The sequence below is a fragment of the Robbsia betulipollinis genome (genome assembly GCF_026624755.1).
GTDB classification, from domain to species: Bacteria; Pseudomonadota; Gammaproteobacteria; order Burkholderiales; family Burkholderiaceae; genus Robbsia; species Robbsia betulipollinis.
Genome location: NZ_JAPMXC010000001.1, coordinates 1,190,317 through 1,210,146 on the forward strand (window position 1 = coordinate 1,190,317; position 19,830 = coordinate 1,210,146).

The 19,830-nt window shown below is 63.8% G+C and carries 22 protein-coding genes; 11 read left to right on the top strand and 11 right to left on the bottom strand.

Annotated features, from left to right (window positions below; all coding sequences use genetic code 11):
* Nucleotides 1-137: 137 nt before the first annotated feature.
* The 5 genes from OVY01_RS05210 to OVY01_RS05230 all read right to left on the bottom strand — a co-directional run bounded on the left by OVY01_RS05210 (nt 138) and on the right by OVY01_RS05230 (nt 3,946).
* The gene (locus tag OVY01_RS05210; RefSeq protein ID WP_267846174.1) at nt 138-560 is read right to left on the bottom strand and encodes an FKBP-type peptidyl-prolyl cis-trans isomerase; all 423 of its coding nucleotides are present in this window, start codon (nt 558-560) and stop codon (nt 138-140) included.
* Between the two features lie 146 nt (nt 561-706).
* Nucleotides 707-1,141, bottom strand: a complete 435-nt coding sequence (locus OVY01_RS05215; RefSeq protein WP_267846177.1) for a GNAT family acetyltransferase — start codon at nt 1,139-1,141, stop codon at nt 707-709.
* Between the two features lie 99 nt (nt 1,142-1,240).
* Nucleotides 1,241-1,873: a LysE family translocator gene (locus OVY01_RS05220; RefSeq protein ID WP_267846178.1), complete on the bottom strand. Its 633-nt coding sequence runs from the start codon at nt 1,871-1,873 to the stop codon at nt 1,241-1,243.
* 85 nt (nt 1,874-1,958) lie between these two features.
* On the bottom strand, nt 1,959-2,840 hold the full coding sequence (locus OVY01_RS05225) for a PhzF family phenazine biosynthesis protein (RefSeq protein ID WP_267846179.1): 882 nt from the start codon (nt 2,838-2,840) through the stop codon (nt 1,959-1,961).
* Nucleotides 2,841-3,037: 197 nt separating this feature from the next.
* Entirely contained in the window at nt 3,038-3,946 is a 909-nt protein-coding gene (locus OVY01_RS05230) for a LysR family transcriptional regulator (RefSeq protein WP_267846180.1), read from the bottom strand.
* Between the two features lie 136 nt (nt 3,947-4,082).
* On the opposite strand from OVY01_RS05230, the gene OVY01_RS05235 reads away from it, so the two are divergent.
* The 5 genes from OVY01_RS05235 to OVY01_RS05255 all read left to right on the top strand — a co-directional run bounded on the left by OVY01_RS05235 (nt 4,083) and on the right by OVY01_RS05255 (nt 9,372).
* Nucleotides 4,083-5,549, top strand: a complete 1,467-nt coding sequence (locus OVY01_RS05235) for a M20 family metallopeptidase (protein WP_267846183.1) — start codon at nt 4,083-4,085, stop codon at nt 5,547-5,549.
* 3 nt (nt 5,550-5,552) lie between these two features.
* The gene (locus OVY01_RS05240; protein WP_267846185.1) at nt 5,553-6,821 is read left to right on the top strand and encodes an MFS transporter; all 1,269 of its coding nucleotides are present in this window, start codon (nt 5,553-5,555) and stop codon (nt 6,819-6,821) included.
* 74 nt (nt 6,822-6,895) lie between these two features.
* The gene (gene cysE / locus OVY01_RS05245) at nt 6,896-7,777 is read left to right on the top strand and encodes a serine O-acetyltransferase (RefSeq protein ID WP_267846186.1); all 882 of its coding nucleotides are present in this window, start codon (nt 6,896-6,898) and stop codon (nt 7,775-7,777) included.
* A 315-nt stretch (nt 7,778-8,092) separates the two neighbouring features.
* Entirely contained in the window at nt 8,093-8,812 is a 720-nt protein-coding gene (locus OVY01_RS05250; protein WP_267846188.1) for a haloacid dehalogenase type II, read from the top strand.
* A gap of 2 nt (nt 8,813-8,814) precedes the next feature.
* Nucleotides 8,815-9,372 (top strand): GNAT family N-acetyltransferase, encoded by a 558-nt coding sequence (locus OVY01_RS05255; protein ID WP_267846189.1) that lies wholly within the window; start codon nt 8,815-8,817, stop codon nt 9,370-9,372.
* A gap of 112 nt (nt 9,373-9,484) precedes the next feature.
* On the opposite strand, the gene OVY01_RS23230 is transcribed toward OVY01_RS05255, so the two are convergent.
* Nucleotides 9,485-9,700 (bottom strand): integrase core domain-containing protein, encoded by a 216-nt coding sequence (locus OVY01_RS23230; RefSeq protein ID WP_432422183.1) that lies wholly within the window; start codon nt 9,698-9,700, stop codon nt 9,485-9,487.
* A gap of 94 nt (nt 9,701-9,794) precedes the next feature.
* On the opposite strand from OVY01_RS23230, the gene OVY01_RS05260 reads away from it, so the two are divergent.
* Nucleotides 9,795-10,025: an IS3 family transposase gene (locus OVY01_RS05260; protein WP_432422184.1), complete on the top strand. Its 231-nt coding sequence runs from the start codon at nt 9,795-9,797 to the stop codon at nt 10,023-10,025.
* 113 nt (nt 10,026-10,138) lie between these two features.
* Here OVY01_RS05260 and OVY01_RS05265 read toward each other — a convergent pair whose 3' ends face one another.
* The 4 genes from OVY01_RS05265 to OVY01_RS05280 form a co-directional block, all read right to left on the bottom strand.
* Nucleotides 10,139-10,858 (bottom strand): DUF554 domain-containing protein, encoded by a 720-nt coding sequence (locus OVY01_RS05265; protein WP_267846190.1) that lies wholly within the window; start codon nt 10,856-10,858, stop codon nt 10,139-10,141.
* A 138-nt stretch (nt 10,859-10,996) separates the two neighbouring features.
* On the bottom strand, nt 10,997-12,499 hold the full coding sequence (locus tag OVY01_RS05270; protein WP_267846191.1) for a UbiD family decarboxylase: 1,503 nt from the start codon (nt 12,497-12,499) through the stop codon (nt 10,997-10,999).
* Nucleotides 12,500-12,649: 150 nt separating this feature from the next.
* Entirely contained in the window at nt 12,650-13,141 is a 492-nt protein-coding gene (locus OVY01_RS05275; protein WP_267846193.1) for a pyridoxamine 5'-phosphate oxidase family protein, read from the bottom strand.
* A 47-nt stretch (nt 13,142-13,188) separates the two neighbouring features.
* Nucleotides 13,189-13,806 carry a UbiX family flavin prenyltransferase gene (locus tag OVY01_RS05280; RefSeq protein ID WP_267846195.1) on the bottom strand — a complete coding sequence of 206 codons (618 nt, stop codon included), beginning with the start codon at nt 13,804-13,806 and terminating at the stop codon, nt 13,189-13,191.
* A 675-nt stretch (nt 13,807-14,481) separates the two neighbouring features.
* On the opposite strand from OVY01_RS05280, the gene OVY01_RS05285 reads away from it, so the two are divergent.
* A complete protein-coding gene (locus OVY01_RS05285) occupies nt 14,482-14,691 on the top strand; it encodes an IS3 family transposase (protein ID WP_432422185.1) in 210 nt (69 codons plus the stop codon).
* 166 nt (nt 14,692-14,857) lie between these two features.
* On the opposite strand, the gene OVY01_RS05290 is transcribed toward OVY01_RS05285, so the two are convergent.
* Nucleotides 14,858-15,568, bottom strand: coding sequence for a GntR family transcriptional regulator (locus tag OVY01_RS05290; protein WP_267846196.1), 711 nt, complete (start codon nt 15,566-15,568; stop codon nt 14,858-14,860).
* A 418-nt stretch (nt 15,569-15,986) separates the two neighbouring features.
* Between OVY01_RS05290 and OVY01_RS05295 the strand changes: the two genes are divergently transcribed.
* The 4 genes from OVY01_RS05295 (at nt 15,987) to OVY01_RS05310 (ending at nt 19,822) form a co-directional block, all read left to right on the top strand.
* Nucleotides 15,987-16,715 (top strand): maleate cis-trans isomerase family protein, encoded by a 729-nt coding sequence (locus OVY01_RS05295; RefSeq protein ID WP_267846198.1) that lies wholly within the window; start codon nt 15,987-15,989, stop codon nt 16,713-16,715.
* The gene (gene hydA / locus OVY01_RS05300) at nt 16,712-18,202 is read left to right on the top strand and encodes a dihydropyrimidinase (protein ID WP_267846200.1); all 1,491 of its coding nucleotides are present in this window, start codon (nt 16,712-16,714) and stop codon (nt 18,200-18,202) included. Before OVY01_RS05295 ends, hydA begins: the two co-directional genes overlap by 4 nt.
* Before the next feature lie 100 nt (nt 18,203-18,302).
* The gene (locus tag OVY01_RS05305) at nt 18,303-19,163 is read left to right on the top strand and encodes a transporter substrate-binding domain-containing protein (RefSeq protein ID WP_267846203.1); all 861 of its coding nucleotides are present in this window, start codon (nt 18,303-18,305) and stop codon (nt 19,161-19,163) included.
* Between the two features lie 11 nt (nt 19,164-19,174).
* Nucleotides 19,175-19,822 (top strand): amino acid ABC transporter permease, encoded by a 648-nt coding sequence (locus tag OVY01_RS05310; protein WP_267846205.1) that lies wholly within the window; start codon nt 19,175-19,177, stop codon nt 19,820-19,822.
* Nucleotides 19,823-19,830 lie beyond the last annotated feature (8 nt).

The window sequence follows — 19,830 nt, forward strand, 5'->3', positions numbered from 1 at the left end:
GCTCGACCGCGCCATTACGGTTCGAACAGAATACAAGCAATGCGACATTCCCGCCGCGCGCCTACGCCGTTTTCCTGGGCTCGACGTTGGCGCGCGTCGATGCCGGGCGGGTATCGGCGCCTCCGTGGATCAGCGACTCAGTGCTGGATACTCAGCAGTTCCACGTCGAAGGTCAGCGTCGCGCCGGCCGGAATCACACCCGGCACGCCCCGGTCGCCATACGCCGTGGCGGGCGGGCAGACCAGACGCGCTTTCTCGCCGACCTTCATTTTCTGGATACCCTGCGTCCAGCACGGCACCACGCGGTTCAGCGGAAAGGAAGTGGGTTCGCCGCGCTTGTAGGAGCTGTCGAACACCGTGCCGTTGTTCAGCGTGCCCTGGTAGTTCACGGTAACCGTGTCCGATGCCGAAGGGCTCGCGCCGGTGCCGGCCCGCAGATGCTGGACCGTGACGCCCGATGGCAGGGTGTCGGTGGCGCCGCCCGGCGCGGCGGCCAGTACGGCGGTGGAGAAGCAAGCGAATGCGAGCGATGCGGCACATACCAAGCGAATCGATTTCATTGAAGCCTTTGCGGTAAGCACGCCCGGTGGCGGGCGCAGGGAGGACCGGAAGCGCACGGCGTGCTGTCCGCGCCGCTTCCGCCGGTGGGGAGATTATAGTCGACGCCATGGCAGCGGATACGCGCGTGGCGCGTGGCCCCTCCCGTTCAGCCCACCTGGCTGGGCGCATCCTCTATGAGACGGCGACCGAAAGACAGCACGTCGTCCTGCACATAACCCAGTTGGCGATAAAAGGCGATGACCGCGGCGTTGGATGCGCGAACCTGCAGGTTGAGTTTCGGGCAGCCCCGCTCGGCGAGCCGCGTCTCTACTTCCGCCATCAGTCGGCGGCCCAGACCGCGACCGCGATGCGACGGCGCGACGGCGAGATAGTTGACCCAGCCGCGATGGCCTTCGAAGCCCGCCATGATGCTGCCCACACGCGCGTCCCCCTCGATGGCGACGAGGAACAATTCGGGCTGTTCGGTGAGTTTGCGGGCGATGTCGCGCGCGGGGTCGTTCCATGGCCGCACGAGTTCGCACGCATGCCAGAGTGCGATCACGGCATCCTGGTCGGCGTTGGCGTAGGGGCGTATTTCCATCGTGCATCCATCGTGGTACGCGTTCGTTGTGAAAGGACCGGCATCGCACCGGCCCGGCGTGCGCTTGAGCGCATGTCAGACCTTGCGTCAGACCTGACGTCACGCCTGACGGGCGGTCAGCAGCTTGATGCCCAGCGCCACGAAGATCAGGCCGCTGCCGCGCTTGACGGTGTCGAGCCAGCGGCGCTTGCCGAGTCCGCCGTGCAGCCGGCGCACGGAGAAGGCGTAGACGGTATACACCAGCGCCACGATGCCCGCGCAGGTCAGGTACATCACCACGAACTGCAATGGCAAGGCGTGGTCGTGCGAGATGAATTGCGGCATGAAGGCACAGAAGAAAATCAGCGTCTTCGGATTGCTGCCCGAGACGATCAGCGCCTCGCGAAAGACCTTGCGGTTGTCCAGCACCGGCGCGGACGGCGCACCCGTGCCCGGTTTTGCGCGCGGCCCGGCGCTGCGCAGTTGCTTGACACCGAGGTATATCAGGTACACCGCCCCGACGATCTTCATGGCGATGAACAACGGCGGCATGGCGGCGAGCACCGCGCCCACCCCGAGCGCGACGAGCGTGACGACGACCGCTTGCGACACCAGATTGCCGGCGATGGTCGCCGCCGTGCCGCGGCTTCCATAGCGGATCGTGTTGCGAATGACCAGCAGCACATTCGGCCCCGGCGAGAGCGTCGTCGCGAGATAGGCCAGCGCAAAGAGACACCATGTGTGAAACGTCATACGCCGCTCCTGCGTGGGTAATGAATCGGACCGCCGGATCAGACCGCCGTCAGCGAATGATGCCATCGCCGGGGCTGTCTGAACATCACTTCGTTGAATGGGGCGAATCCTGGAGCGTGACGACGCCGCGCGCGATTTCGATCACGCGTCCACCGACCCGCACCGTGCGTTCCGGCGTGACGTTCAGGCTCAGCCGGCAGGGTCGGCCAACGGCGTCGCCCTGCTCGATTGCATACGCGAGCGGCAGCGGCGCGTCGCGCGACAGCAGCCAGCCACCGAGGTTCGCGCAGGCGGAACCGGTGCCCGGGTCCTCGATGACGCTCCCCTGCATCTCGAAAAAGTACCGGGAGACGACCTTGCCGGGGCGTGCCGGGTCGAAGGCGAACAGGTAGGCGGACCGCCGCATGACGCCGTTGCCAGGCCAGTCTTCGAGACGGGACGCATCGGGACGGGCGCGACGTACCGCCTCCGGGGTGGCGAGCGGCAAGAGCAATTGCCGCACACCGGTGTCGACCCATGTCGGCACAGCGGCCAAGTCCCCTGCACCCAGGCCGAAAACGCCGGTCAGCGCCGCGCCCGGCTTCACGCACGCGGCAATACCCGGGTGCCCGCCGGCCGGTGCGGTCAGCGTCCAGACGTCACCGCTGGCGCTGACCGGGACCGGACCCGCAGCGAATTCCAGCATGAACGCATCACCCGCCTCGCTCCTGTCGCGCACCACGTGCGCGCTGCCCAATGTCGGATGACCGGCGAACGGCAATTCATAGTCGGGCGTGAAAACGCGCACGCGTGCCGCGGCGCGTTCGCTCGGCAGTAGGAAGGTCGTTTCCGAGAGGTTGAACTGCCGTGCCAGCGCCTGCATGGTCGCGTCGTCGAGTCCCCTGCCGTCCTCGAACACACAGAGCGGGTTGCCGCCGAAGGTGGATTCGGCGAAGACGTTCAGCAGGCGAAATGCATGAGTGGTCATGGGCAGTCAATCCAATGGAGATAATGGCAAGGGGGACGACTCGTATGGCGGCAGACCCCGAAATTCGACGCTCCACGGATTGTGCAGCAGTGCAAAACGGATTGAACAGGGCCAGTTCGGACCGCCGGCACCAAGCCAGTTCATGTGTTGCGCCCAGGCTGCTGCGACCGGGGACGACCGATGCGAGACACGCGCGCTCACGGCATGGCCAGCGTGGCCGTCAGCGCCTCCCGCAAAGCCGCGACCAGCGCGCCGATCGTCGGCGCCAAACGCCGCTCCTTCATCACGCTCAACCGGACATACCGTTCCATGAGCAGCGGCTCGTCGATCGGCCGCGCGACCATCGAGGACGCGCCCGCGATGTCGTCCAGACCCACGCGGCTGCCCAGCGTGAGGGCGCCGCTCAACGTGGCGAACTGGTGCATCGCGCTGGAATTGTTGCTGGTCAGTAGCGGTTCCAGGTGTCGCCCGCGAATCGCACAGCACCAGTCCATCAGTTCCCGCACCGTACTGCCGCGCTCCAGGATCGCGATCGGGTAGGCGAGCACCGCGTCGAGGGTGACGACCTGCCGGGCGGCGAGCGCATGGTCGGCTCGCATCAACGCGCAGATCGGCGCCGCCGCGCTGAATTCGACCGCGACCAGCGGCGAACTCGTGGTCGAAAAGGACAGTCCCAGATCGACCTCGCCGTGCGCCACCCACTGCTCGACCTGTTGCGGCGTACCCGCGCGCAGCACGAACCGGGTATGCGGATGATGGGCATGATGCGTGGCCAACACGCGCGGCAGGAAGTCGCGGGTAAAACCCTCCGTGCAGCCGATACGCGCCATGCCCGCGCCGATCGCCTGCGCCGAGGCGATCTCGCCGAGAACGGTATCGCCATCGAGCAACGCGCGGCGCGCATGCTGCGCGAGCAGTTCGCCCGACGGCGTCAACGCCATGCCGCGCGGCAGCCGCTCGAACAACGGCGTCCCGACGCTGCGCTCGAGCTTGGCGATCTGCCGGCTGATGGCCGATACCGCGACATGCAGGGTCTCCGACGCCGCGGCGAGCGAGCCGGTACGCGCGACTTCGACAAAATACGTGAGGGCGATGCCATGCAGCATGGGGTGGGTGCCTCGCTTTTGGTGCCTTGCTTTTTCGGCAATGCTATGCGCAAAAATTGCAATTGTCGTCAATTTTTGGTTTTTCTAGACTGAGCGACGGCCATTCGATACCGGCAGACATTCAAGGAAACCCGCCATGCCCCCGACACGGAATGATTCGCACGGTCGCGCCGCCGCGATCGCAGACGCACAGGCAGGCTTCGATTCGGGCACGTTTCTGGAAGACCTGAAACGCCGGGTTGCCTACCGCAGCGAGAGCCAGACCTCCACCGGCGCAGCGGCGCTGAACGCCTATCTCGTCGAGGAGATGGCGCCGACGCTCGCGCGGCTCGGCTTCACCCACCGCATCGTGCCGAACCCGGTCGCGCCGCACGCGCCCCTGCTGATCGCGCACCGCCACGAAGACGATGCGCTGCCGACCGTACTCACCTACGGGCACGGCGACGTCGTGCGCGGTTACGACAAGGAGTGGCGCGACGGCCTGGTTCCCTGGGACGTCACCGTCGAAGGCGACCGCTGGTACGGGCGCGGGACCGCCGACAACAAGGGCCAGCATTCGGTCAACTTCGCCGCGCTCGCGGCGGTCATCGCCGCGCGCGGCGGCAAGCTCGGCTTCAATGTGAAGGTGATTTTCGAGACCGGAGAGGAAATCAGTTCGCCGGGCCTGAACGCCGTCTGCGCCGAACACGCCGCGGTACTGGCCGCCGATGTCTTCCTCGCATCGGACGGCCCGCGCGTGTCGGCCGAACGCCCCACCCTCTTCCTCGGCTCGCGCGGCGGCGTGCTGTTTCAGCTCGAGGTGACGCTGCGCGACGGCGGCCACCACTCCGGCAACTGGGGCGGCGTGTTGAAGAATCCGGCGGTGGTGCTCGCGCAGGCCATCGCCAGCCTCGTCGATCGCCGGGGGAGCATTCTCGTCGACGGCTTGCGGCCGCCGCCCGTCTCCGCTGCCGTGCGCGACGCGCTCGCGGATATCGAACTGGGACGCGACGCCAGCTCCCCCGCCATCGATCCCGAATGGGGCGAACCCGGCCTCACGCCCACGGAGCGGGTGATCGCCTGGAACGCACTCGAAGTGCTGGCGTTCAAGTCCGGCAATGCCGACGCCCCAGTCAATGCGATTCCGCCGACGGCGCTGGCGGTTTGCCAGCTGCGTTTCGTGGTCGGCACGGACTGGGAACGTCTCGCGGAACATCTGGACGCGCACTTCGCGCGTCTGGGTTTCGTCGACGTGCGCGTCACGGTCCGCTCCGCGAGCCCGGCGACGCGTCTGGAACTCGACGACCCCTGGGTCCACTGGGCGCTGGATTCGATGGCCCGCACCACCGACAAGCGCCCGGCGCTGCTGCCCAATCTCGGCGGCACGGTGCCGAACGATGTGTTCGCCCGTACCCTGGGCCTGCCCACGCTCTGGGTGCCCCACTCCTATCCGGCATGCGCGCAGCACGCGCCCGACGAGCACCTGCTGGGTTCGGTCGCGCGCGAATCCCTCGCGATCATGGCCGGGTTGTGGTGGGACCTCGCCGATGCCGCACCGGCCATCGTCGCCACCCGCACCCCGGCCGGCGGCGCCGCTCCCGCCATGCCGCCGGCGGGTGCCTGAGCCATGCGGAAAAAACCCCTCAGTCTGACGCAGGTCGTCGTCGCCACCTCCGCGGGCAACGCGCTCGAATGGTTCGATATCGCGATCTATGCCCTTTTCGCGGTCTATATCGGCAAGCAGTTTTTCCCCGCCGCGAATGAAACCGCGTCGATGCTGCTGACCTTCGGCTCCTTCGGCGCCTCCTACCTGGTGCGTCCGCTGGGCGGCATGGTGCTGGGCGCGTACGCCGACCGGCGCGGCCGCAAGGCGGCGCTGATGCTGAGCGTCGTGCTGATGACCGTCGGCACGGCCATCATCGCGGTCATGCCGGGTTACGCGACCCTCGGCCTCGCGGCGCCGGTTGCCGTGTTCATCGCGCGGCTGATCCAGGGCTTCTCCGCGGGCGGCGAATTCGGTGCGTCCACCGCCCTGTTGATCGAGCACGCCCCGCAGCGCCGCGGCTTTCTCGCCAGCTGGCAGTTCGCGACGCAGGGCTTGTCGACGTTGACCGCCGCACTCTTCGGCTATGTCCTCTCCCGGGCATTGACGCCGGCGGAACTGGCGGCGTGGGGCTGGCGGGTGCCGTTCTTTTTCGGCTTGCTGATCGGGCCGGTGGGACTGTACCTGCGACGCTTTCTCGAAGATGCGCCGGATTTCACCGCGGCGGCGCACACGGCGCATCCGGTACGCGACGTTTTCTTCCGGCAAAAAGCGATGCTGCTGGTCTCGATCGGCGCCCTGACCGTGTCGACGGCGGTTAATTACATGCTGCATTACGTGCCGACCTACGCGGTGCGGCAGCTTCATCTGCCCGCCTCCAGCGGCTTCGCCGCCGCCGTGCTGGGCGGCGCGATCCTGACCGGCGTGACGCCGCTCGCGGGCCATCTCTCCGACCGCATCGGCCGCCTCAGGCAGATGTCGCTCACGGCGCTGCTGATCCTGCTGACCGGCTATCCCGCATTCGTTTTTGTCGTCTCGCACCCCGGTGCGCCGGCCTTGTTCGCGCTGGTGGCGTGGCTGTCGCTGCTCAAATCGATCTATTTCGGCGCGCTGCCGGCGTTGATGTCGGAGATTTTCCCGGCGGCGACCCGGGCGACCGGCATGTCGATCGGCTATAACGTCGGAGTGGCGGTGTTCGGCGGCTTCACGCCCGCGATCGTGATCTGGCTGCTGAGCGTCACCGGCAACGCCAGCGCGCCGAGCTTCTATCTGATGTTCACGGCGGTGATCAGCCTCTCTGCGCTCGCCGCGCTGAGCCGCCGGCCGCGCGCGGTGCACGCCGTCCCGGTGTGACGCCGCGTGCGCGCACGCAGCGGCATCGCGGGAGTTCTGCTAACGTTTCCATCATTTCGTCGAAGGAGACGGGCGTGACCGCCACCGAAAAACTCGCCGTCCTGCTGCGCCAGGAAGCCGCCGCGCTACAGCGGCGGGAACCGATTTTCGCGACGCTGCTGCAGCACCGCATCCTCACGCCGCCGACATTTTCCGCCATGCTGTGCCGCTTGCTGGCCGCGCGCCTGGCGGATGCGCAGGTGGGCGAGCAGGCCTTGTTCGATATCTTCGCCGCCGTACATCGCGATGCCCCCCTGCTCGTCGAGCAGGCGCGGCACGACATCGAGGCCGTGCTGCGCCGCGACCCGGCCAGCGACGCCCTGCTGCACATCCTGCTCGACCAGAAAGGCTTCCAGGCGATCCAGACACACCGTCTCGCGCATGCCCTGTGGAACGCGGGACGGCGCGAGCTGGCCCGCTGGCTGCAGGGCGCCAGTTCGCGCACGCTCGGCGTCGACATGCATCCCGCCGCGCGGATCGGCCGGGGCATCATGTTCGATCACGCCACCGGCATCGTGATCGGCGAGACCTGCGTGATCGGCGACGACGTATCGATCATGCAGGCGGTGACGCTGGGCGGCACCGGCAATCAGACCGGCAACCGGCATCCGAAGATCGGCGACGGGGTGCTGATCGGCGCGGGCGCCACCTTGCTGGGCAACCTCATCGTCGGTCATGGCGCGAAGGTGGGCGCGGGCAGCGTCGTCCTCAACGACGTGCCGCCCGGCATGACCGTGGTGGGCATTCCCGCGCGCATCGTCGGCCAGGCGGGCGGCGCCATGGCGGCCGCGGCCGATGAAATGAACCAGAATTTCCTGAAGGAGCCCACCGCGGGCTGTTTTGGCGATGCGCAAGGCACCGCTGTCGGCACAGCTGCGCCGCGCGGGCACGACCTGCGTTCCTGTCCCATCGGCTAGGGGGCAAGTCATCGCCGTGGCATCGTTCGAACGATGGATTGCCGAGGCGGCCGGAACCGGGACCGGGACCGGGACCGGAACCGGCAGCGGCAGCGGCAGCGGCGCATCGTCGGTCGGCCGACGCTGGGTCTGACGTGCGCCCGATTTCCCCTGGTTGCGCCGTGCCTGGCTTGTTGTATTCTGTTTCTTTTTAATATGGCTGTTAGTTGCGTAATTTGAGATATGTCGTTTTCCGGTGCCGGCGGAGCGCATGGCGGCGTGCATAATGAAACGTCCCGGCGCCCCGCGCGTCACGGTATTCGCAGGAGACGCTTCATGACGATGGCGGAAGTCGGTTTTCTCGGTTTCGACGTGTTCGGCACGGTGGTCGATTGGCGCGCCGGCGTGGCACGCAAGTCGGAACCCTTCCTGCGGTCGAAAGGTCTGGACGTCGATCCGCTGACCTTTGCCGACGAATGGCGCTCGCGCTATGACCCGGCGATGGAGGAAGTACGTGCCGGGCGCCGGCCCTGGGTCCGGCTCGACGTGCTCAATCGCGAGAACCTGGAACAGGTGCTACGCCGGCACGGTCTCGACCCCGCCACGGTTCCCGCGGCGGAGCTGCATGCGCTGAATCTGGCGTGGCAGGAACTCGATCCCTGGCCCGACGCGGTCGAAGGGCTGACGCGGCTGAAACGCCGTTTCGCGATCGGGCCCCTGTCCAACGGCCATCTCGCCGGCATGATGCGGCTCGCGCGCTTCGGCGGCCTGCCCTGGGACGTGATCGTGGGCGCCGAGATCGCGCGCAGTTACAAACCCCAGGCGCAGACCTATCTGCGTTCGGCGGAGGCCGTCGGCCTCGCGCCCACGCAGGTCGGCATGGTCGCCGCGCACAACAACGATCTCAAAGCGGCGCGGGAGTGCGGCCTGCATACGGTATTCGTGCGGCGGCCGCTCGAACACGGCGCCGGCCAGCGGAGCGATCTGAACGCCGAGCAGGACTGGGATATCGTCGCCGACAGTCTGGTCGCCGCGGCCGATGCGCTGGGATGCTGACCATGAGCGACCTTGCACCCGACACCGGCGACGGCGCACCGGCCGCGGCCCCCGGCTTCACCGTGCGCATCCTGAGCGCGCTGGATGCCGACCGCTATCAACGCTTGCGCCTGCGCGCGATCGACGATTCGCCCACCGCGATCTGGCCCACCCGCGACGAACAAGCCCGCCGGTCGATCCCGGACATCGTCGCCCGCATCCGGCCGATGCCGGATCAGGTGGTATTCGGCGCGTTCGCCGACGACGCGCTGGTCGGCGTCACGGGCCTGGCCCGCGAAACGCTGCGTCAGATCAGTCACAAGGCCAGCGTCTGGGGCGTGTTCGTCGAACCCGGGCATCGCGGCCGCGGCATCGCGGCGAGCCTGCTGCGCGCGGCCACGGAACACGCCGCCGCCGAATGGCGTTGCCTGCAGCTCCAGCTGCGCGTCAATTCGGCGAATATCGCCGCGAAGAAACTCTACGTCGCGCACGGCTTCACCTGTTTCGGCACCGAACCGCAGGCCATGCAGGTGGACGGGCGGTTCTACGACGAGGATCACATGGTGAAACACCTGCGCTGACTTCCTGGCCGCGGCCCGTTGAAGCGGCCCGTTGAAGTGCATGACGAAAAACGGTGCATCAAACCCGTGATCCGGCCCGGCATTCACGTTCGGCAGGACTACGCTGCCACCTCTAACGCTTCGGCCGTGCTGGTGCTTTATATTTGAGCGCCGCATGTAATCGCACGCGATTGTAGAACCCTTCGATCCACGCCACAATGTCTTGTCGGGCTTTGTCGCGATTCTCGTAACCTTGCTGATATACGCATTCAACTTTCAGCGATTTGAAGAAGCTGTCCACTGCGCTATTGTCCCGGAAGTGTGCCCGCCGATTCATCGATTGTTTCATCCGGAAGTCGGCCAGCAGTTGCCGATGCGCTCGACTTGCATATCGTGCTGACGGTTACCGCAAGTCAGTGCGGCTATTCGGCACGTTGTCGTCCATGTCGCGCAAGGGCAACCGTTATGACAATGTGCCGATGGAAAGCTTCCGGGGGAGCTTGAAAAACGCGATGGTTCACCATCAAAAATACACTATTTGGGCGAATGCCGAGTCCGCCATCATGGAATACATCGAAATCTTTTATAACCGCCAACGACGGCATTCCCGTCCCGGTTATGAAGCGCCCGCACGGTTCGCAGAAAAATTCCGTAAAACCGGGCAAGCTGCTTGAAACAGCTGTGTCCATTATTGACGGCGCACCTCATCGAGGTATGGTCGGCCCCTTGCATTCACACACGATCGGTGCGCCGTGGTTTGCTTTGCAACAATCAGTCGCTGTGACCGCTAAATCAGACGACCCCACAGCAATGATAGTGGCATGACGATCACCAAGGCAGGAAGCATGCTTGCCACCGGAAAAGACTTTATTCCGCAAATGCGCAGGCCGGTTGCGAACATGAGCACACCGCCAACCGCAAAAAAGTCACTCTGCATGGTTGCATTGGTTAGCGGCACGATATAGCCGCCCAAGTATGCGAGGATGAGCAAGATGGCGAGTTGAGGCAGCGCGACGGTTGCAACGGCATATCCAAGTGCTGCCGCAAAAAAAGCCGCCGTAAAAAGGTCGAGAATCGACTTTGCAATAAGAATGCTGGCGTCACCCGTCATTCCCTCGTGCATAGCGCCAAATATACCTGTCCCGCTTGCGCAAAAAAGCACGATGATCGCGACGAACTGCTCCAGAAATGCTTCCCCGGACACCCCCCCATGCCCTGAAGACGGCAGCAGCCTGTTCATGAGAATATCGACGTGCTTTCCGATGACGCCGATCCCGCGTTCGAGAAATATCAATTCTCCGATCAGCGTTCCTAGAATGACAGCCAGTACCATTACCGGAAGCGTTGCGTCTTTCATGATCGCCAGCAGCCCCATGCACATCGAGCAGAGACCAAAGATCGACGTCATGGTACTGCGCAGCGGCTTGGGTAAATGAACGCCGATCGCGGCGCCTGCCAAACCGCCGGTCAACACACTACCAGCATCAACATACGGTCCAATGATCACGGAGGTCCTCTTTTCTTTAGGTATTTTTGTCCGCGTGCGGTGCCAAAGGCATCCACATGAGTGCGAGACGATCTGGCGACACCGTCCCCGCCCTGGCGACTCGATATCCTGGATGGAACAGCGTCGCCGGGTCAGACTTCACTGATGCTTCGGAAAGCCTGGAATGAAGCGGCTGACGTCCACTTCCATGAACTCGGAACGCTGGAATTTTCCCTTGAGGGCGAACGGTACCGTGCAATCGAAGATGGTCTTGCAGGCTATGCCGTGATCGCGAATGCTGTGGGAAAAGGCAGGATCGGAAGACGGGTCCAGCGGATGGCAGCGTACGCCGGGGATGAAAATGGTGCTGACGTCGCCCTGATATCGCGTGGTCATGGCCCACATCACGTCGCTGAGATCGAAGATGTCGACATCCTCATCGACCAGGATTATGTGTTTTAGCTCGGAAAAGGCGGCAAAAGCCAGCAGCGCCGCTTGGCGCTGACGCCCTTCATCGACTGGCTGCAATTTTTTGACCTGGATGATGGAAAGATACTTGCCATTTCCGGGAGCGGGATTGTGGACATTCTTTACAAATCCCGGCATCGCCCGCTCAACCATTGTCAGGATGCTGGACTCCGTGGTGATACCCTCCATGCTGCAGTGTTCTTCACTCGGTCCAATGCAGGTTTGCAGGATAGGACTCCTGCGGTGGGTGATAGCCTTCACCTTGATGATCGGTAGCGAGGGATTGGCCACCCCGTTATACCCCGGGAATTCCGGCATGGCGTAACCGGTATGCGTATGCTGATCCTCCTCGACGCGCATCTCGGGTAAGACTTCACCTTCGATCACGATCTCGGCATTGGCGATACCCCGGCCATTTATGGTTAAACATTGCACCAGCTCGACCGCTTTCTGTCGAATGCTGCCGGCAACCCCCAATTCGTCATAGCCGAGTGGCGTCGTGGGTGCTTCGTAGCAGGTGCCGATGTAAATCGCCGGGTCCACCCCCATGCTGATAGACACTTGCAGAGCTTTGCCGGCTGCTTCGGCTTTTTTCCGAAATACGTCGATGTGGCGGCCGCCGGGCTGCAGGAAAATCGAGATTTCGTCTTTGCCTTGCACGCACAGACGATGAATGGTCACGTCGTGCTGGCCGTTTTCCGGATCTTCGGCATAGACCAAACCCATGGTGAAATAGGGTCCTGCATCGTGCTCTGTATTGGTCGGTGCCGGCAATATCTTGAGGATGTCGAAATCGGGATCGATGGCCCTGTGCACGACTTCCTGGCACAACGCCTTTTCGGCCGACACCACCACCGGCGCGATCGGCGTGGCCACGGCGTCCTTGAACATGAAAGCGACCTTTTCCTGGGTCGTGTTCATCAGAGCCGCGACACGCTTGCGCGAAGCCAGCACACCGATGGCTACGCGCACGTCGTCATAGCCTTTGACCTTATTGAAAACCATCGCGGGCCCCAACTGCGTCGGCCGCATCACGGTGCCATGGGCGCCCACGTAGCGGTACACGCCGGACAGTTCGGCATGCGGGTCGACCGGTTCGCTGGTTTCGATATATTCGCCTGGAATCTGCTTGAGGAATTCGAGAGCGGAACGAAGATCGCAGACGGGAAAATTTGAATCCTCGGGGCTGTTCATGCTGTTTCTCATTTTGGAAAAATGGTGGCCGTCACGGTTGCGGCGATCCGCAGGCCGGAGCGGCAAGCGTCATCGATGCATCGACCGCGCCCCTGATAGCGCCCATGCCTAGCAAGGTCGATGACGCAGCCAAGGGTTCTGGCACTGGAGTCAGACTGATTTCAATACTCGGATCTGTTCTTCCCAACGCTTGATGACGTTTTCCGGGTCCCGGAGATGGTAGGTCATCCCCGTGTCGACGGTCGCGTACGGGACGCTGTGAACCGTCACGGAGACGACAGCCGCGGAAAAAAGGGCAGTGTTGTGGCCCACGCCGCTCATGCCGATCTTTTTCGCGCTCAGACGTATCTCCCACGACTCTCCTCCGTGCACTACCGAAAGAACGACCCGATCGCTGTCTTCGATATTGCGTGTTGTCTTCGAGCGTGGATCGATGAGGAAGCGGAAATGGCGCCGATCGATAGCCAACACCTCGCCCAGGCTGAGTTGCGCTGCGTGTGGCCAACCATCCCCACCGAGCGTGGTCAGCCGGACCGCCTCATGAGGCGTCGCGCGAAGTTGTCCACCATCGAGGTATTGCGCAAGTGAAGCGGAAATGTCTTCGAGTTGACGCGGCGGTGTGTACGTATAGGTTGTATCCATCAAGATCTCTCGGCTGTTAAAGATATCCATTCAGGAACGCTCGGATGCTATGCCACATCGCTGACGCCAGCGCCGGTTGCCGCGATGTCGTCTCCCCACCGCGGCAGCGACGGCACATCCAAACCAAATGCATCGAGGGCTCGCGCCACCGAATGATCGACGATGTCGTCAATGGTTCCTGGCTTGGTATAAAAGGCGGGAACCGGCGGGTGAATGATGCCGCCCAGTTCTGTCACCGTGAGCATGTTGCGCAAGTGCACCGCGTGCAAAGGTGTCTCCCGCGGCATAAGAACGAGCCTGCGACGCTCCTTGAGAATTACGTCTGCCGCACGGGTAAGGAGGGTGCTGGACAGCCCCGTCGCGATCTCCGCGAGGGTTCGCATCGAGCAAGGGGCGATGAGCATGCCCAGGGTCCGGAACGAGCCGCTCGCAATGGATGCGCCGACATTGCCGATTGGGTGAACCTGTTCGGCAAGCGAGTCGAGTTGCTTTCGCGTGTAATCGGATTCGTGTGCCAGCGTGATGTGAGCTGCGCGCGATATGACTAGGTGACGTTCGACATTCAACTCACCCAGCATCTCGAGGGCGCGGATGCCATAAATGATTCCGCTTGCACCGGTGATTCCCACGATGATGCGAGGCGTGACGGATCCCACGTTCGACATTGCACTCTCCTGGCCGGCTGGGCTGAATTGCATGATTCTAGATTCCCATCATTCACGACACATTGATTCAAATCAATTGTGAATTTTAAATTACGGAAATTTCAGTTAATTATTCATAAGACATGAAAATATCTTTTCCAAAGAGAAGAATATACAGGTTCCGGGGAAATAAAACCTTTCCTGCAAGTTACGATTCAGCTTTGCTGTAATTTTTATGGCGGCCAGCGAGTCGAGCGATGGTTGTCGTGATTGGCGTAATTTGTATGGCTTTCTTTTTCGCGCAGGGTGGTATGACGTGGTGGGGAAATGGTGGACACCAGCGCGACGTATGTCGGCAATGATGCAAGCGAGCATGACTACAGGATGGACGATGGACCCGCCGGGCCCGGTCTATGGGGAGCCGGAGGCAGCGAGGATCCGCGTGTCGGCAGCACGGTGCGTTTCGAACCAGTCAATCAGTTCCAGCTCGATAACAGCAGCTCCCTGCCGCAACCGGTCCATTCAGGCGCGATACGCTTATTGGCCCGATCAATAAATAATATAAAAATATTTAGTTATAAAATCGGTAAAAATTCATGATCGACTCGTCCTACTCCAGTGGCAATGACTCCACAGCGCCATCAATGACTATGCATCGTTTTCACTGACCATGCCTCGAAACGACGTACAGCGGAGATGTTGGATAATCTGTTGAACGGAGGGATGGAAAGCTTCTTCAAGACGTTGAAAGTCGAGCAGACGTCTCGGCATCGATACGAAACACGGGCGCAGGCGAAGCTGGATGGGGTGGATTGGATTGAGGGCTTCCACAATCGACAACGCATCCATTCGTCGATTGAATATCGCACGCCGTGCGATTACGAGGCCATGCAAAAAGCAGCGTGAATTGCTGTACGTGAAAACGAGACATGGTCACCGAGCCGCAGGCCATGCAGGTGGACGGGCGGTTCTACGACGAGGATCACATGGTGAAACACCTGCGCTGACTTCCTGGCCGCGGCCCGTTGAAGCGGCCCGTCGAAGTGCATGACGAAACGGTGCACCGCGCCCGCTAGTCGAACAGCGCCTCGATGTCGGGCGAGGCGATGCTGTGCGACGCGAGGTCGAGCGTGTGCTCGATATGGTTCAGATGCTGCGTCATGCAGGCAGCGGCCTGTGCGCCATCCCGGGCTTCGATGGCATCGATCAGCGCCACGTGCTCGGTATGGGGACAGGCGGGCGTGTTCGGTTTGTCGTACAGCGTGATGATCAGGCAGGTCAACGAGGTCATCTCGCGCATCAGCCGCAACAGAATCTCATTGCCGGCCATCTGCGCGATCAATACATGGAACTCGCCCGACAACCGGATGATCGCGGGCCGGTCGTCCTTCGCGCGCGCCGCTTCCTCGAGCCGGCTGTGCCGCCGCAGCGTACGCACCTGCGCCGCCGTCGCGCTCTCGCAAAGCATGCGGGCGATGCCGGGCTCGACCATGCGGCGCGTGACGAAGACGTCGCGCGCCTGCTCCGTGCTCGGGCTGGCGATGAACGCCCCGCGGTTCGGCACGAGCGTCACGAGCCCTTCGTGCGCGAGACGTCCCAGCACCTCGCGGATTTTCGTGCGGCTGACCCCGGCCGCCTCGGCGAGACGATCCTCCACCAGACGCGTGCCGGGCGTGAGCCGATGCTCGAGCACGGCCTTCTGCAGACGCGCGTAGATCACCTCGTTGCTGAACGGTTTTTCAGCCGGCGCCGTTGCGGCGGCTTTCGATGCGGGTCTACTCAAAATCTTTTCCAGCGCCACGGTAGTCACCCATATCGGCCATTCCGCTTTGTATACAACATGTCGGCATTTCTCCACCGATTCCGGCACGATTGTACCCCGCCATGCGTCATGCGCAAAGCCGGGACGGGGCAATGCCAAGAGGATGCGCGCGAGTGCGCCACGCCATGACCCAAGCGACCTCTGTCCGTTAAGGGGCTGGAATGAATCGACCCGGTGCATTCGCGCACCATCCCCGGGAACCCGTGAAGTCTCCCGGGCCGACAGCGTGACGACCGGCAACGCTGCCGATTCGCGTCAAACGTTTGTATACGATGATGAAAATATTGTATGCAATGACATTCGGCATTGTTGGCATAACGCTTGCTTTGAACGGTATGCGCCGCACCCCGCGCCATCCTGACATCTCTCGCGATTTTTCATGACCCCACGACACCTGCTAGGCATGCTGACGCCGTCGTCGAACACGACGCTCGAACCGGTGACCGCCGCGATGCTGGACGGCCTGACCGATACCAGCGCGCACTTCGGACGCTTTCGCGTGACCGAGATCGCCCTGTCGGACCAGGCGCTCGCGCAATTCGACGATCAGGCGATTCTCGCCGCCGCCGAACTGCTCGCGGACGCGCGGCTCGACGTCATCGCCTGGAACGGCACGTCGTCGGGCTGGCTGGGTTTCGATGCCGACGAACGGCTGTGCGCGCGCATCACCGAACGCACCGGCATCCCGGCCTGCACATCGGTGCTGGCGCTCAACGAGATCTTCGCGCGCACCGGCGTGCGCCGCTTCGGTCTGGTCACGCCGTACCGCGACGACGTTCAGGAGCGGGTGATCGCCACCTATCGCGGCGCGGGGTACGCCTGCGTGGGCGAACGGCATCTGCGTCTGCAGGACAATTTCTCGTTCTCGGAAGTCAGCGCCACGCAGATCCGCGAGATGGTGCGCGACGTCGCCGCGTCCCGGCCGGACGCGATCACGATCTTCTGCACCAATCTCGCGGGTGCCCCGCTGGTCGCGGAACTGGAAGCGGAATTCGGCATTCCCATCTACGACACGATCTCGACCGTGGTATGGAAATCGCTGCGCCTCGCCGGCGCCGACCCCGCGCGCGTGACGGGCTGGGGCCGCCTGTTCCAGGAGCTGGCATGACACCCCGCGCCGCGTTCGATCTGGTGGTGCGCAACGCCGATATCGCCACAGCCGCCGACCGTTTCCACGCGGACATCGGCATCGTCGATGGCCGCATCGTTGCGCTCGGGCAGGGTTTGGCGGCGGGCGCGACCGAAATCGACGCGGCGGGACGCCTGGTCACGCCGGGCGGCGTCGACGGCCACTGCCATCTCGATCAGCCCACCGGCGACGACACGGTCATGGCCGACGATTTCGCGAGCGGCACGGTGTCCGCCGCCTGTGGCGGCACGACCACCGTCATTCCCTTCGCCTGCCAGCAAAAAGGGCAGTCGCTGCGCGCCGCGGTGGACGACTACCATCGCCGCGCCGCCGGCAAGGCCGTGATCGATTACGCATTTCATCTGATCGTCACGGATCCCACGCCGGAGGTCATCCAGGACGAGCTGCCCGGACTGATCGCCGAGGGCTATACGTCGTTCAAGATCTACATGACGTACGATGCCCTGAAACTGAACGACCGGCAGATCATCGACGTCCTGGCGACCGCGCGCAAACATGGCGCGCTGACGATGATCCATGCGGAAAACATCGATTGCATCGCCTGGCTGACCGAGGCGCTGCTCGCGCAGGGCATCACCGCGCCGATCGGCCATGCGCTGTCCCGGCCGATGCTGGTCGAGCGCGAGGCGACGCACCGCGCGATCAGCCTCGCCGAACTGGTCGACACGCCGATCCTGGTCGTGCATGTATCCGGCGCCGAGGCGATCGATCAGATCCGCTGGGCGCAGGGCAAGGGGCTGGCCGTCTACGCCGAGACCTGTCCGCATTACCTGCTGTTGACCGAAGACATGCTCGAAGACGGGCCCCGCGGCTACCAATGCATCTGCAGCCCGCCGCCGCGTGACGAGGCGAACCGCCAGGCCGTCTGGGACGGCCTGCGCAACGGTACCTTCCAGGTGGTGTCGTCGGACCACGCGCCCTTCACCTACGCGGGCCCCGGCGGCAAGCTGAGCGCCGGCGAACATCCCCCCTTCGACCGCGTGCCCAACGGCACGCCGGGCCTGGAAACGCGTCTGCCGCTGCTGATGTCCGAGGGCGTGCTGACCGGCAGGATCGACATCCACACCTTCGTGGCGTTGAGCGCGACGAACGCCGCCAAGCTCTACGGCCTGTATCCGCAGAAAGGGTCGATCGCGATCGGCGGCGATGCCGATCTCGTGATCTGGGACACGACGACGGCGTTCACGCTGCACAACACCGCGCTCCATCACAACGTCGACTACACCCCCTACGAAGGATGGGCCATGCAGGCCTGGCCCGCGATGACGCTCTCGCGCGGCGTGGTCGTCTGGGACGGCGCGCAGGCGTCGCGCGCGCACGGTCGCGGTTGCTTCCTCGCGGCGCTCGCCCCCGCGGCGGCACAGCCCCGGCCGCCGCTCGCCGCGCGCGTGGGCGCACACAAGGTGCTGTCGAATTTCGCGTTTCCGGCGGCCTACCGGCCCTGAAACACGCGCCTTCACGGCACCGCCTGGTCCGCTGGACGTTGCCGTTGCCACCGCCGTTGTCTGGTCGTCCTACCGTTGCCCCGCTTCCACGAGAAAAGTCATGTCCAACAGCCTCACGCGTCGTCAATTCGTCGGTCGTCTCGGCGCCGGATCCCTCCTGCTGTCCATGGGTCTGCCAAGCTTCGCCACGGCCGCCACGGCCGGACTCACGCTCGATGAGATCAAGCGCACGGGCGTGTTGCGCATCGGCTGCGAAGCCACCTATCCCCCGTTCACTTTCCGGCAGGCCGGCGTGCTGGCCGGTTACGACGTGGATCTGGCCGAGGCGTTCTGCAAGCCCCTGGGCGTGAAACCGGTCTTCGTCGACACCGTCTGGGCCGGCGTCATCCCGGCGCTCTACGCGAAGAAATTCGATCTGGTGATGAGCAGCCTCAGCTACACCGCCGAACGCGAAAAACGCGTGGCGTTTTCGATTCCCTACGTCGAAGCCTCGCAGGCGATGCTGATCCGCGCGGGCGACCAGGCGCATATCACCGGCATCGCCCGGATGAACGGCAAAAAACTGGGCATCAAGGGCGGCTCGCCGGGTCAGATCCTGGAGCCCAGGCTCGACGCCGCCCTGAAAGCGGCAGGCGGCGCCGGCTTTGCCGAAGTCAAGGAATTCGACGACCATCCGGCCGCCTACATGGCGCTCGCGCAGGGGCGGGTCGACGGCGTGCTCAACACGCTGCCCACCCTCGGGCTCGCGATGAAAAGCGCGCCCGGCAAATTCGCCATCGTGAAGGGCATCGGCGCGGACAACTGGGCCGGGCTCGCGGCGCGCCCGGAAGATACGGCCCTGATCGGTTTTCTGAACCAGCAGATCACCCGCTTCAAGCAGGACGGCACGCTCGCGGCCTTGCAGCGCAAATGGTTCGGCTTTCCGATGACGCTGCCCGACGCGATCCCTACCTTCTCCTGAGCGCCACCGACATGGATTGGAAACTGATCCTCATGGCCGTGCCCCTGCTTGGCGCCGGCATGCTCGAAACCGTCAAGATCTGCGCGGTGGCGATCGTGCTCGGCATGCTGCTGGGCGCGCTGCTCGGCCTGGGAGCGATGAGCCGGCACAAGGCGATCCGCTTCGCGGTGCTGGCGTATGTCGATTTCGTGCGCGGCACGCCCCTGCTGATCCAGATCTTTCTCGTGTACTTCGCGCTGCCGGTGATCGGCGTCAACTTCAACGAATACTGGGCGGGGGTGACCGCGCTCGCGTTGAACGCGGGCGGCTTCATCTGCGAGATCATCCGCGCCGCGCTGCAATCGATCGACCGCGGGCAGATCGAGGCCGCGCAGTCGATCGGCATGCGGCACCGGCAGACCGTGCTGCATATCCTGTTTCCGCAGGCGTGGCGACGCATCGTGCCGCCGCTCACCAATGAACTCATCTCGCTCATCAAGGGCTCCGCGCTGCTGTCCGCCATCTCGGTGTATGAGTTGACCCATGCGGGGCAGGCCATCATCGCCACCTACTTTTCGCCGTTTGAGATCTTTCTGCTGATCGCGCTGTACTACTACGCGTTGATCTCCGCGCTGGCCTGGCTGTCGCGGTATCTCGAACGCCGCCTGCCGCAATACTGACGCGCCCA